We start from the raw sequence: 12,463 nt of genomic DNA, 5'->3' as shown, positions 1-12,463 counted from the left end.
GTGGGAGGCGCCCTTACGTCCGTCGCGGCGGGCCGAGCGTGGCGGAAGAATTCCGTCGCAGCGCCTCTCGACCCGGAACCCAGAATGGCAAAACGCCGCGAGCGCTGTCAAGGCGACACGGATCGCTCCGCAGCCGAGAGGAATTCGGCGCGGACACCCAGCAGCCGGACCGGTCTCCCGAGGTCGAACATGCCGAGCACGGCCAGCGCCGCCTTCTCGATCTCGGCGGGATCGGAGGTCCGTGCGGGCAGGGTCATGCTGTGCGTATGGGTCTGGAACGGGGCGAACCGCACCTTGACCGCGATCCGAGCGGCCGGCCTGCCTTCCTCGGCGACGTCCTGTGAGACACGTTTCGCCAGCGCGACGACCTCCGCGGCCATGGCCTCGGGATCGGTGATGTTCTGCTGGAAGGTCGTCTCGCGGCTACGGGATCGCGCGACGTACGGCGTCGCGGTGACCTCGGCGTCGCCGATACCACCGGCGAGGATCCGATACCAGGGGCCGAGCTTCGGGCCGAACCGGGCCGCGAGGTCCGCCGGATCGGCGCCCGCCAGTTCCAGCACCGTGTGGTAGCCGGCCTCGGCGAGCTTCTTCGTGGTCTTGGTGCCGATGCCCCACAGGGCGTCCGTCGGCCGCGCGGCCATGACGTCCCACCAGTTGTCTTGGACGAGCCGGAAGATCCCCGCCGGTTTGGCGAACCCGGTGGCGAGTTTGGCGCGCAGCTTGTTGTCCCCGATGCCGACGGAGCACGAAAGCCCGGTCTCTTCGGCCACTTCCCGCCGGATGTCGGCGGCGAGGGCTTCGGGATCGTCGGTGGTGACGCCGAGGAACGCCTCGTCCCAGCCGATCACTTCGACCACCACGGGGAATTCCCGCAGCGTCGCCATCACCCGATCGGAGACCTCTTGGTACGCGGGTGCGTCCGTGGCGAGGAAGATCGCGTCAGGGCAGCGTTTCGCGGCGGTTCGCAGGGGCATCCCGGACCGGATGCCGAACTCCCGCGCCTCGTACGACGCCGTCGCCACCACGGCCCGTTCCGTGGGATCGCCCGTGCCGCCGACGACGACGGGCTTACCGCTCAGCTCAGGCCGCCGGGCGACCTCGACCGCCGCGATGAACTGGTCGAGGTCGACGTGAAGTACCCACTCCCCGGCGGCCATGAAACCGAGCTTAGGACCGTTCGGCGATCTCGTCGCGCATCCGCTGCTCGTTCTCCTGCAGTTCGGGGGTGAAGTTCTCGCCGAAGTCCTCGGCTTCGAGGATCTTGCGAACCTCGAGCACGGTGTCGCCGGTCGGGGGAGTGGGGCAGCGCTTCGCCCACTCGATCGCTTCGGCGCGCGAAGGGACATCGACGATCCAGAAGCCGCCTACGAGTTCCTTGGCTTCGGTGAACGGGCCATCGGTGACGGTGGCCCCGGCCGCGTTGAGCGTGACCCGCGCGCCCTTCGAGCTTTCCTGCAGCCCTTCGCCGCCGACCAGCACCCCGGCGTCGAGCATCTCCTGGTTGAACTTCGCCATGGCGGTCAACGCCTCCATCGGCGGCATCTTCCCGGCTTCGGAATCCTCGTCCGCCTTGATGATGATCATGAAACGCATGCGTCTTCCTCCCAGTGAACCGGACGTATCGCCCGGACCCTACCGGTGCACGGGAAGACGATCAGTCGCGCCCGAACCGGGAAAGATGCACGATCACCGCCGCGGTCACGGTGATCATTCCCATCAGGAGCAGGGCGGGGCTGTTGACCACGATGCCGAGCAGCATCAGCAGCCCCGCGGTGATGTCGAGGGTGAGAACGAGGGCCAACCGAAGCAGGGGAGGCCGGGCGGGCCTGCCGGACCGGAGCCGTGCGGCCAGCGCCGGCTCGGTGAGCTCGAACCAGCGCTCGATCTTCTCCAGCTCTTGCCGATCATGATGGCTCAGCATCGGTTTCTCCTTCGGCGCGCCCCGGCCGTCGACACCCACGGAATACCCAGGGGGAGGACCGGATAAGCATCGAATTTCGCCGAGCGTCGTATAACGACCTATACGGCTCGCGAACGAAGATCCTTTGCGGCCCTAAGCATTGCGCCATTAGGGGTTTCGGCGAGCCGAAAGATCGTCAAGGAAGGGAAGGGCTCGGTAGTTTCCACGCTTGTGGCCAGGGCGGCCGCGGTGCACCATCTGGGAGGACGCGAGCGATGACCATACCCACCGAACCGATCGGCAGTATTCCCCGTCCCGGTTATCTCATCGAAGCGCTCGGTGAGCACGCGGCCGGACGGCTCGACGCCGACGGACTCGGCGAGCTGCGGGAAAAAGCCCTCGCGGAGACCATCGGGCGGATGGAGGAGACCGGCTCCCCGGTCATCACCGACGGCGAACAGGGCAAGCCGAGTTTCGCCACGTATCCCTTGGCGGGCCTCACTTCGCTGGCGCCGGACGGCGTCGTCATCCCGTTCGCCGACGGGCACACCCGGCAGCTTCCGAGGCTGACCGCCGGGCCGTTCCGCTATCAGACCTATGCCGACACCTACCTGCGTGAAGCCAAGAAGTACGCGACCCGGCCGGTGAAACAGGCGGTGATCGCGGCTTCGGCGATCAGTCTGGTCTATCCCGGTGAAGAATTGGCCGGATACGACAAGGAACAGTTCCTCGCCGACCTGGTGAACGAAGCCGAGGCCGACATTCGCCGCAGTCTCGACGCGGGTGCGGACAGCGTCCAGATCGACTTCACCGAAGGCCGGTTGTCACTGAAGCTCGATCCGTCCGGCGGACTGCTGAAGTCCTTTGTGGACTTGAACAACACCGTGCTGGACCGGTTCTCCGAGGAGGAGCGGAAGAAGATCGGCGTGCACACCTGCCCCGGTGGGGACCAGGACTCCGTGCACAGCCTGGACGTCGACTACGCCGGCCTGCTGCCGACGTTGTTCCGGCTGAACGTGGGCAACGTCTATGTCCAGCTGGCCAGCGAGGCGGATCCTGAGCGGGCACTACGGGTGATCGCCGAGCATTCCCGTCCGGAGCAGCGGGTGTTCGTGGGCGTGACCGACCCGATCGACCCTCGCGTCGAAACCGCCGAAGAGGTCCGGGACAGGGTTCTCCAGGCGGCGCGGTACATCCCGCCGGACCGGCTGGGCACCTGTGACGACTGCGGCTTCTCACCGTTCGCCGACGACACCTCGACGTCGCGGGACACCGCGTTCGCCAAGATCGCCGCCCGCGTCGAAGGTACGCGCCTCGCCGCCGGATCACTCTGACGCCGGGTGATGGGCGCCTTCGGTCAGTTCTGCACCGCGACCCGGATGCCGAGGCCGACCAGGAAGGTGCCCATCACCGCGTCCATCGTGCGACGTACCCTGCCGGAGCTGAAGAACCTCCGCAGCGAACCGACCAGCGTCGCCAGGACGACGGTCCAGACGACGGCCACCGTGGTGGCCAGCACGGCCAGCTGCAAGGTTTGCGCGGTCGAGGCCGAATGCGGAAGGAACTGCGGGATCAGCGCGAGAAAGAACATCGCGACCTTCGGGTTGAACAGATTGGTGAGCAGTCCCTGCCGGAACGCCTCCCTTGGCGCGACGACGGGCGCCACCCTGTCCTTGAGCTCGCTGTAGTCGCCGCGGCGCACCGCCAGCCACGCCTTGACGCCGAGGTGGATGAGATACCCGGCGCCGAGCAGCTTCACCACGGTGAAGGCGATGGCCGACGCGGTGAGGATCGCCGCGACCCCGAGCGCGATCGCGACCACCCAGACGAAGACGCCGAGTGCGATACCGAGCCCGGCGGCGATCCCGGCCTTGCGCCCGCCGAGGATCGCGCTGCGGGTCACCACAAGGAAATCCGGGCCTGATGCCATCGCGCCGAGCAGGCAGATCATCACGAACGAGAGTGCGGTGGCCCCGGAGATCATGTCCGGATGCCCTCCGGCTCGTCGACGCCCCTGGCCATCACGGCGCCCGGTACGCCGACGCCGTCGGGTGTCGTGACGGTCACCCGCTCCACTTCGGTGAAGCCGAACGACCGGTACAGCGGGACACCGGGCAGGGTCGCCGTCAGGGTCAGCGACGTGAAGCCCTCAGCCTTCGCCGCGAGCCGGCAGGACTCGAGGATCGCGCGCCCGAGACCGCGGCGGGTCCAGTCGCCTCGGACGAACATGGCGCGTACGCGCGCGGGTTCGGTGGCCGGATCGAGCGGACGGTCGTCGTCCGAAGCGTCGCCGGCGCCCGCGTGGGTTTTGTTGCGTCTGCTCCAGCCCCCGCAGGCGACGATCTCGCCGTCCGCCTCGTGCACGAAGTAGGTGCCGTCTTCGATCAACCGCAGGTCGAGGCGCCCGATGTGGTCCGCCGCGCTCGCGGTCTGCCGCTCGTCGTAGAACCGGGGGAACAACTCCAGCACCGAGGCCCGCATCAGCGCCGCGATGGCGGGAGCGTCGGCGAGGGTGGCCGTCCGCTGCGGTGGCGTGTACGTCGTCATGTCGCGGAAGATAGCCAACGACCGCGCCCCCGCCTACCGGATAATCACGTGATGATCACCGACGACGGCTGCGAGCTGTGGACCTCGGCGAGCGGCCGGGGCGAACCGGTCCTGTGCTGTCACGGCGGCCCCGGTCTGTGGGACATGTTCGGCACCCTCGATCTCGGACCGCGTTTCCGGTTGATCCGGTGGGATCAGCGGGGTGCCGGGCGTTCGGAGGCACGCGGCCCGTACACCCTCGAACGGATGGTCGCCGACGTCGACGCCGTCCGCGAGTGGCACGGTCTCGACCGCGTCCCGGTTCTCGGGCACTCGTGGGGTGCGCACCTCGGTCTCCTCTACGCGCTCGCGCGACCGGAACGGGTGAGCGCGCTCGTGTACGTGTCGGGCGTCGGCCTCGGTCACGACTGGCACGCGGAGTTCCAACGGAACTTCGAGCGGGTGGCGGGGGAGAAGCCTCGCGCCGACGGGCGCGAACGCGCGATCTGGCAGTGGACGGCCGATTTCGTGACCGACGGCGCGCGCCATGCCGAAGCGATGGCGACCCCCTGGTTCCCGGTGAACTTCGAGGCGAACACGGCACTCGGCGAGGAGATGCGGACCGTGCCGGAGCCGGAACTCGTCTCGGCCTGCGAGTCGTCGGGGGTGCCGACGCTGATCGTGGACGGCATGGCCGACAACCGGCCCCGGTGGGCAGTCGACTCCTTGGAGCGGGCCCTGCCGTCGGTGAGGCGGGTCCGGTTCGCCGACGTCGGGCACGTGCCGTGGCTGGAGGCGCCGGACGAGTTCCGTTCTGCCGTGAGCGAGTTCCTGACCGCCCGTCGCTGCTCGGGGTGAAGGGGACTTTCCCCGCAACAGAGGCGGGGAAAGTCCCCTTCGCGCCACCTTTGCCGTGCCTCTCACGGAGAGCCGAGGTTGGTCTCTGGTGCCGTGCTCCTGGAGGCGAACGGGTTGCGAAAGCCACTTTCGCAACCCTCAACGTTGCGAAAGTGGCTTTCGCAACATCGGCGGGGCGGGTAGCCGATGAGGCGGGCGTCGATCGTGACGTCAGGTTCCGACACCGCTCGACGACTCACACCGGTCAGGCCTTGACGATCGGCTGCTGCAGCTCGGTGACCCACTTGTCCCCGTCCTCCGGGCACTCGAGGTAGAACTCCCGCGCCGGGCCGCTCGCGCGGTACCCATGGGTGTCGACCCACTTCGCCAATGCCTGGTAGCTGGAGAGCACGGTCTCCATCGAACCTCGGTGCAGGATCGTCGCCGCGGTCGCGACTTCGGCGAGGCGGACCGTCGAGAATCCTTCCGTGCCATCGGTTTCTGCCGAGATCGGGACGGCGGCGTGGATCAGCACTCGCTCGCCGTCGGCGTCGTCTTCGTAGTAGGCGATGAGCGGTCCGGACGGCGTGATCGGGCCGAGCGCGCCGAACAACTCCTGGTAGAGCCCTTGGACGACGGGCCCGATCTCTTCGTTCACGTAACCGCTCGCCGTCCCGGTCAGTTCGGCGACGCGCACCGCGGGCAGGCTTTTGACGACGACGTCTTCGGAAGGCATGGTTCCCTCGCTTTCGATGGACCGGAGTCTCGCTTCGACGGCCTTGAGCCGCGCCTCGTCGGCCTCGATGGCCGCTTCGAGTTCGGCGCGGCGCAGCCTCAGCATGCCGCGCAATTCGTCCGCGCCGATCTCCGCGTCGAGGATCTCCTGCACCTGGGTGAGGGTGAAGCCCAGATCCTTGAGCGCGATCACCCGGTTGAGCCGGGCCAGCTGCTCGCCGGTGTAGGACCGGTAGCCGCTGAACGGGTCGACGTGGGCGGGGCGCAGCAGCCCGATGGCGTCGTAGTGACGCAGCATCCGAACCGATACCCGGCCGTGCTTGGCGAAGTCTCCGATACTGAACATGAGGCCTCCAGCTCATAGCCTGACACGGTGTCACGGTCAAGCGGTTAGCGCACGAGCCGGAAGAACGAGCGCACCTCCTCGGTGAACACGCCGGGCTGTTCGAAGGCCGCGAAATGACCGCCCCGGTCGAGTTCGTTCCAGTACCGGATGTCGGTGAAGCGGCGTTCCGCCCAGCGGCGGGACGGGCGCGGGATCTCACGCGGGAAGATCGAACAGCCGGCCGGCACGGTGATCGTGTCCACAGTGGATTCGGCGAACCAGCTCGACACCTCGGCGAAACTCTCCCAGTACAGCCGGGCGGACGAGGCGCCGGTGCCCGTCAGCCAGTAGAGCGTGATGTCGTCGAGCATCGCGTCGCGGCTCAGCGCGTTCTCCGGATGGCTGCCGCAGTCCGTCCACGCCTGGAACTTCTCGACGATCCACGCGCACAGCGCGACCGGCGAGTCAGCCAGCGCGTAGCCGATCGTCTGCGGCCTCGTCGCCTGCTGGATCGCGTAACCCGAACCGTCGGCCTTGGCGTTTTCGAGGTCGGCGAGCGATTTACGTTCGGATTCGGTCAGGTCGTCGAACGTCGCCGGGTCCGGCGCCGCCAGCGGTGGGTTGAGGTGGATCCCGGCCAGCCGCTCGGGCGCTGTCCTGCCCAGGAGCGTGGTGACGCTGGTGCCCCAATCGCCGCCTTGGGCGCCGTACCGCTCGTATCCCAGGCCCTCCATGAGGCGAATCCACGCGTCGGCGATGCGCTGGATCGACCAGCCGGCACGTGCGGGTTTGTCGCTGAAGCCGTACCCCGGTAGGGAGGGGACGACGACGTGGAAGGCGTCCGCCGCGGCACCGCCGTGGGCGACCGGATCGGTGAGCGGGCCGAGCACGTCGAGGAACTCGAAGACCGAACCGGGCCAGCCATGGGTGAGGATCAGCGGCAGCGCGCCGGGATGTGGGGAGCGGACGTGCAGGTAGTGGATGCCGAGCCCGTCGATCCCGGTCCGGAACTGGGGGAACGTGTTGAGCCGCGACTCGGCGGCCCGCCAGTCGTAGGACTCGGCCCAATAGGCGCACAGCTCACGCAGGTAGGCGGCGGGTACGCCCTGTGACCAGTCGTCGACGGTCTCGTCTTCGGGCCAGCGGGCACGGCGGAGCCGATCGCGGAGGTCTTCGAGATCGGCCTCCGGGATCCGGGCTTGGAACGGCGTGCTGTCCATGCCGGCTGACGCTAACGAGGGGGTCCGACAATTCGTGGACTTCCGGAGGTCAGAGTGCTATAACCAGACTACATACTGTATACAATCTGCCGTGAGCGGGGTGGGAGCCATGCCCGATCCTCGAATCCTGCGAGACCACTACGGCCGCCGGTATCGCGTCGGCGAGAGCGACGTGGACCTGATCGGCAAGCCCCGGTCGTGGATGCTCTGGCTCGGCTGGACCGCGATGTTCGCCGCCGGGATCCAGCAATACGGCTTCGGTGTCGTCGCGCCGGTCCTGATGGACACCTACGGTTGGACGTTCCCCGAACTGATCGCCTCCTTCGCGCTCTGGACGGTGTGCCAGGCGTGCGCGGTGTACCCGGTCGCCCGCTTGCGCGAGCGCGGGATGTTCCCGCCCGCGGTCGCGGTGATCGCCGGCGGGGTGCTCTGTGCCACCGGGATGTTCACCCTGGGGCACGCGAGCAACCTGGCCGCGATGTTCATCGGCTACTCGGTGCTCGGCGGGATCGGGACGGGCGTCGTCTACGCGACCTGCGTCGGCACGGTGATGAACTGGTTCCCCGACCGGGTGCCGGCGCGGGTGGGCGCGGTCAGCGGCGCTTTCGCCTACGGCAGTGTGCTTTTCGTGCTGGGGGCGGGATTCTGGCTGTCGGAGGCCAACCGCCGCCCGCTACTGGACGTCGTCGCGGTGGCCGTGCTCATGATGATCGCCGGCACCGCGGTCCTGTTGCGCGATCCGCCGCCCCGCTGGTGGCCGGAACGGCCGGATCCGCGTGCGTGGGCGGCTGACAAGGTGCGCAATCGCGGGGTCGCGGTGAACCGGCCCGCCCTGCGCGAGTACCGGCCGGGGGAGGTGCTCCGCTGCCCGGCCGCGGTGGCGATGTACCTCATCGTCGTGCTGGCCGCCGCGGTCCTCCTGTTCGACGTCGCCTATCTCGCGACTTTCGTGGCCGCGCAAGGAGGTGGGCCGGAACTCGCCGCCGTCGCGCTCGCGGTGCTCGCCGGGGTGACCGGTGCGGGCCGGGTCCTGCTCGGCAGGCTCTCCGACCGGCTCGGCAGGCGCCGGATCCTGCGACTGGCGCTGGCCACGGGCGGGATCGCCCAGTTCGTCCTGCTCTACTCGGGTGAGCACGCGGTGGGACTCGTCGCGGGTGCCGCGCTGGCGGGGCTCGGGAACGGGAGCTGCTACTCGCTGCTGGTGTCGCTGGTCCGCGACTACTTCGGCGAGGAGTCGGCGCTGCAGAACTTCGGGGTGCTGTACAGCGCCAAGGCGGTCGGCGCGTTGCTCGGGGTCGGTCTGGCCGCGTTCGTCGTGACCACGCACGGGTATCTCGGCGCGTTCGCGGTGGCGGGCGCGCTCAGCGTTCTCGGTGCGCTGCTCGGAGGCCGGCTTTCCCAGCCGGGTCGGCCGAAGTCGTTGTTGCCGGCGATCCGCTGATGGGCCGGGTGACGAGCAGACGGCGCGTTGTCCGCGTGGTCGAAGGTGTGCCGGGCGCCCGCCCGGACACGCTGACCGTCGAAGAACCACTGGAGATCCGCGTCGGCGGGAAGCCGTTGACGATCACGATGCGGACCCCCGGGCACGACTTCGACCTCGCCGCCGGATTCCTTGTCGGCGAAGGGGTTTCGCGGTCCGCGAAGGACATCCACTCGATCCGCTACTGCGCGGGCGCGACCACCGAAGGCGCCAACACCTACAACGTGCTGGACGTCGTCCTCGCCGACGGCGTGGCCCCGCCCGACGCCTCCCTGGAGCGGAACTTCTACACCACGTCTTCCTGCGGCTTGTGCGGGAAGGCCAGTCTCGACGCCGTCCGGACCACCGCGACCTGGCCGGTGGACGGCGACGAGCTGGCGATCACACCGTCCACAGTGGCCGAACTGCCGGATCGGCTCCGGACGGCGCAGCTGGTCTTCGACCGCACGGGCGGGCTCCACGCGGCCGGGCTGTTCACCGCCGCCGGGGAGCTGTTGTGCCTGCGGGAGGACGTCGGCAGGCACAACGCCGTCGACAAGGTGGTCGGCTGGGCGGCGCGCGACGGGAGACTGCCGTTGTCCGGGACGGTGCTGATGGTCAGCGGACGAGCGTCGTTCGAACTGGTGCAGAAGGCGGTGATGGCCGGGATCCCGCTGCTGGCGGCGGTTTCCGCGCCGTCGTCACTGGCGGTGGACCTCGCCGCGGAGATGGGCCTGACCCTGGTGGGCTTCCTGCGGGGCACTTCGATGAACGTGTACACCCGCCCGGACCGCCTCGGCCTGTCCTGACCCCATGCGTTTAGTCCTCTGGATGCGGTACTTGCACACGCAAGTACCGCATCCAGAGGACTAAACGCATGAGGGGCTAGGAGACCTCGGCGAGCGTCCCCGTCCGCTCGTCGTACACGAAACCCCGCACCGAGGCGGTGTGCAGCAGGAACGGTGACGTCCGCAGCCGGGCGATGCACTGCCGGACGTCCTGTGCCGAATCGGTGAACGTCTCCGCCGCCCACGGCGGCCGGATGCCCGTGCTCGCCTCGATCTGCCGGGCGAAGTCGGTGTCGGTGAACGTCCGCATCCCGCAGTCGTGGTGGTGGATGAGCACGATCTCGCGGGTGCCGAGCAGCCGCTGGCTCACCGTCAGCGACCGGATGGCGTCCTCGGTCACCGCGCCGCCGGCGTTCCGGATGACATGCGCCTCGCCCTCGCGGAGCCCGAGTAGCCGGTACACGCTGATCCGCGCGTCCATGCACGCCACCACCGCGATCCGCCGTCTCGGCCGGCGCGGCGCCGTGCCCATGAGCTCCTTGTAGCCGCGCGCGTTCACCAGTAGCGCGTCGATCTCGCTCACCGGACGAGGACTTCCCGGACGAGCGAAGCTGTCTCGCTCGGGGTGCGGCCGACCGCGATCCCGGCCGCTTCGAGCGCCTTCTTCTTCGCCTCGGCGGTGCCGCTCGAGCCGGACACGATCGCGCCCGCGTGTCCCATCGTCTTCCCCGCCGGCGCGGTGAACCCGGCGATGTAGCCGACGACGGGTTTGCTCACCCTCGTGCGGACGTACTCGGCCGCGCGTTCTTCCGCGTCGCCGCCGATCTCGCCGATGAGCACGATCACGTCGGTCTCGGGGTCCTTTTCGAACTCCTCGACGACGTCGATGTGCGTGGTGCCGATGACCGGGTCGCCGCCGATGCCGACACAGGTCGAGAATCCGTGTTCGCGCAGTTCGTGCATCAGCTGGTAGGTCAGGGTGCCGGATTTCGAGACCAGCCCGATCCGGCCGGGTTTCGTGATCCCGTCCGGGATGATCCCGGCGTTGGACCGGCCGGGGCTGATCACACCGGGACAGTTCGGCCCGATGACTCGGGTCGGACTTTCCTTGGCGTGGGCCCAGAAAGCGGCCGCGTCATGCACGGGGACGCCCTCGGTGATGACGACCGCCAGACCGATGCCGGCATCGACGGCATCGATGACGGCGTCCTTCACCGCGGGCGGCGGCACGAACAGCACCGACACGTCCGCGCCGGTCGCGGCGACGGCTTCCGCGGTACCGCCGAACACCGGCAGAGTTCGTCCGCCGAGGGAGAGCTCCTGCCCGGCCTTGCGCGGATTGATCCCGCCGACGACGTTCGTTCCCGCGGCCAGCATGCGCGTGGTGTGTTTGCGGCCTTCGGCGCCGGTCATGCCCGCGACGACGATCCTGCTGTGTTCGTCGAGGAAGATCGCCATTTCACGCCTCCGGTTCCGCGGCCGCCAGTTTCGCCGCCGCGCCCGCGGCGTCGTCCATCGTGTCCGCCAGGGTCACCAGGGGATGCGCGGCCTCGACGAGGATCCGCCGTCCCTCGGTGACGTTGTTGCCGTCGAGCCGCACCACGATCGGTTTGGCGGCGCGGTCGCCGAGCTGGGCGAGCGCGCGCACGATCCCGTCGGCGACGGCGTCGCAGGCGGTGATCCCGCCGAAGACGTTGACGAAGACGCTGCGCACCTGCGGATCGCCGAGGATGACGCCGAGCCCGGCCGCCATGTCCTCAGCCGACGCGCCCCCGCCGATGTCGAGGAAGTTCGCGGGCCCGACGGCGCCCGCGTCCACCGCCGCGGCGGCGACGACGTCCAAAGTGGACATCACCAGTCCCGCCCCGTTGCCGATCACGCCGATGTCGCCGTCGAGTTTGACGTAGTTGAGCCCGGCTTCGCGGGCACGTCGTTCGAGCGGTTCCTCGTCCGGCGAGTCGACGAAGAGGGCGTGGGCCGGATGCCGGAACGCGGCGTTGGCGTCGAGGGTGACCTTCCCGTCGACCGCCACGACCGTCCCCTCCGTGGTCAGCACCAGCGGGTTGACCTCCACCAGCGTCGCGTCTTCGGCGACGAAGACGTTCCACAGTGCGACGACGGCGTCGGCCGCGGCCTTCGGCAACCCGGCGGTTCCGATGATCCGCCTCGCCAGGGTGCGGTCCACGCCGGCCCTCGGATCGACCGGGATCCGTGTCAGGGCCTCGGGTTTCTCGGCCGCCACCGTCTCGATGTCCATCCCGCCTTCGGCCGAGGCCATCGCGAGGAACGTCCGGTCGGCGCGGTCGAGCAGGAACGAGAGGTAGTGCTCCTCGGCGATCGCGCTCGCCTCGGTGACGAGCACCTTGTGTACGCGGTGTCCCTTGATGTCCATGCCGAGGATGTCTTCGGCCGCCTGCTCGGCGTCGTCGGGGGAGCGGACCACCTTCACGCCGCCGGCCTTGCCCCGTCCGCCGGTCTTCACCTGCGCCTTGACCACGACGGATCCGCCCAGCTCGACGGCGATCGCCCTCGCCTGTTCCGGGGTGGCGGCGACCTTTCCCCGGGGGACCGGGACGTGGTGCCGCTCGAAGAGATCTCGTGCCTCGTGTTCGAAAAGGTCCACGCGAAGTCCTTTCGCGAAGGGAGAGGAAACCTGCTTGCGGCCCTGGA

Annotated in this window: 14 protein-coding genes; 4 read left to right on the top strand and 10 right to left on the bottom strand. The window is 69.0% G+C overall.

The window, feature by feature from the left end:
* Positions 1 to 107 precede the first annotated feature (107 nt).
* The 3 genes from ACZ3HL_RS36895 to ACZ3HL_RS36885 form a co-directional block, all read right to left on the bottom strand.
* A complete protein-coding gene (locus ACZ3HL_RS36895; protein WP_465536023.1) occupies positions 108 to 1,160 on the bottom strand; it encodes a DNA polymerase IV in 1,053 nt (350 codons plus the stop codon).
* Between the two features lie 10 nt (positions 1,161 to 1,170).
* Entirely contained in the window at positions 1,171 to 1,596 is a 426-nt protein-coding gene (locus tag ACZ3HL_RS36890) for a YciI family protein (protein ID WP_126734583.1), read from the bottom strand.
* 61 nt (positions 1,597 to 1,657) lie between these two features.
* The gene (locus tag ACZ3HL_RS36885; RefSeq protein WP_465536021.1) at positions 1,658 to 1,924 is read right to left on the bottom strand and encodes a DUF3040 domain-containing protein; all 267 of its coding nucleotides are present in this window, start codon (positions 1,922 to 1,924) and stop codon (positions 1,658 to 1,660) included.
* Positions 1,925 to 2,178: 254 nt separating this feature from the next.
* Here ACZ3HL_RS36885 and ACZ3HL_RS36880 point away from each other — a divergent pair, with 254 nt between their 5' ends.
* On the top strand, positions 2,179 to 3,237 hold the full coding sequence (locus tag ACZ3HL_RS36880) for a cobalamin-independent methionine synthase II family protein (protein WP_465411647.1): 1,059 nt from the start codon (positions 2,179 to 2,181) through the stop codon (positions 3,235 to 3,237).
* A gap of 23 nt (positions 3,238 to 3,260) precedes the next feature.
* Here ACZ3HL_RS36880 and ACZ3HL_RS36875 read toward each other — a convergent pair whose 3' ends face one another.
* The gene (locus ACZ3HL_RS36875; RefSeq protein WP_465536019.1) at positions 3,261 to 3,887 is read right to left on the bottom strand and encodes a LysE family translocator; all 627 of its coding nucleotides are present in this window, start codon (positions 3,885 to 3,887) and stop codon (positions 3,261 to 3,263) included.
* Positions 3,884 to 4,450 carry a GNAT family N-acetyltransferase gene (locus ACZ3HL_RS36870; protein ID WP_465536017.1) on the bottom strand — a complete coding sequence of 189 codons (567 nt, stop codon included), beginning with the start codon at positions 4,448 to 4,450 and terminating at the stop codon, positions 3,884 to 3,886. Before ACZ3HL_RS36870 ends, ACZ3HL_RS36875 begins: the two co-directional genes overlap by 4 nt.
* Positions 4,451 to 4,501: 51 nt before the next feature.
* Here ACZ3HL_RS36870 and ACZ3HL_RS36865 point away from each other — a divergent pair, with 51 nt between their 5' ends.
* The gene (locus ACZ3HL_RS36865; RefSeq protein ID WP_465536015.1) at positions 4,502 to 5,287 is read left to right on the top strand and encodes an alpha/beta fold hydrolase; all 786 of its coding nucleotides are present in this window, start codon (positions 4,502 to 4,504) and stop codon (positions 5,285 to 5,287) included.
* Positions 5,288 to 5,531: 244 nt separating this feature from the next.
* Here the strand turns inward: ACZ3HL_RS36865 and ACZ3HL_RS36860 are convergent, their stop codons facing one another.
* Entirely contained in the window at positions 5,532 to 6,347 is an 816-nt protein-coding gene (locus ACZ3HL_RS36860; protein ID WP_465536013.1) for a MerR family transcriptional regulator, read from the bottom strand.
* 44 nt (positions 6,348 to 6,391) lie between these two features.
* Positions 6,392 to 7,546 (bottom strand): epoxide hydrolase family protein, encoded by a 1,155-nt coding sequence (locus ACZ3HL_RS36855; protein ID WP_465536011.1) that lies wholly within the window; start codon positions 7,544 to 7,546, stop codon positions 6,392 to 6,394.
* A gap of 109 nt (positions 7,547 to 7,655) precedes the next feature.
* Here ACZ3HL_RS36855 and ACZ3HL_RS36850 point away from each other — a divergent pair, with 109 nt between their 5' ends.
* Complete coding sequence (locus tag ACZ3HL_RS36850; RefSeq protein ID WP_465536009.1) at positions 7,656 to 8,987, top strand: OFA family MFS transporter; 1,332 nt, start codon at positions 7,656 to 7,658, stop codon at positions 8,985 to 8,987.
* Complete coding sequence (fdhD, locus tag ACZ3HL_RS36845; RefSeq protein WP_465536007.1) at positions 8,987 to 9,814, top strand: formate dehydrogenase accessory sulfurtransferase FdhD; 828 nt, start codon at positions 8,987 to 8,989, stop codon at positions 9,812 to 9,814. Before ACZ3HL_RS36850 ends, fdhD begins: the two co-directional genes overlap by 1 nt.
* Positions 9,815 to 9,890: 76 nt before the next feature.
* On the opposite strand, the gene ACZ3HL_RS36840 is transcribed toward fdhD, so the two are convergent.
* From ACZ3HL_RS36840 to sucC, 3 genes are read right to left on the bottom strand one after another with little or no spacing between them, the layout of a single operon-like run.
* On the bottom strand, positions 9,891 to 10,376 hold the full coding sequence (locus ACZ3HL_RS36840) for a beta-class carbonic anhydrase (protein ID WP_465411638.1): 486 nt from the start codon (positions 10,374 to 10,376) through the stop codon (positions 9,891 to 9,893).
* Positions 10,373 to 11,251, bottom strand: a complete 879-nt coding sequence (sucD, locus tag ACZ3HL_RS36835) for a succinate--CoA ligase subunit alpha (RefSeq protein WP_465536005.1) — start codon at positions 11,249 to 11,251, stop codon at positions 10,373 to 10,375. The genes ACZ3HL_RS36840 and sucD overlap by 4 nt, the downstream gene beginning before the upstream one ends.
* A 1-nt stretch (position 11,252) precedes the next feature.
* The gene (gene sucC / locus ACZ3HL_RS36830; RefSeq protein WP_465536003.1) at positions 11,253 to 12,416 is read right to left on the bottom strand and encodes an ADP-forming succinate--CoA ligase subunit beta; all 1,164 of its coding nucleotides are present in this window, start codon (positions 12,414 to 12,416) and stop codon (positions 11,253 to 11,255) included.
* Between the last annotated feature and the right edge of the window lie 47 nt (positions 12,417 to 12,463).

The sequence above is a fragment of the Amycolatopsis sp. NPDC000009 genome (assembly GCF_055563465.1).
Note: the sequence above shows the minus strand (reverse complement) of the source record. Positions and strands in the feature narration are given on the sequence as shown.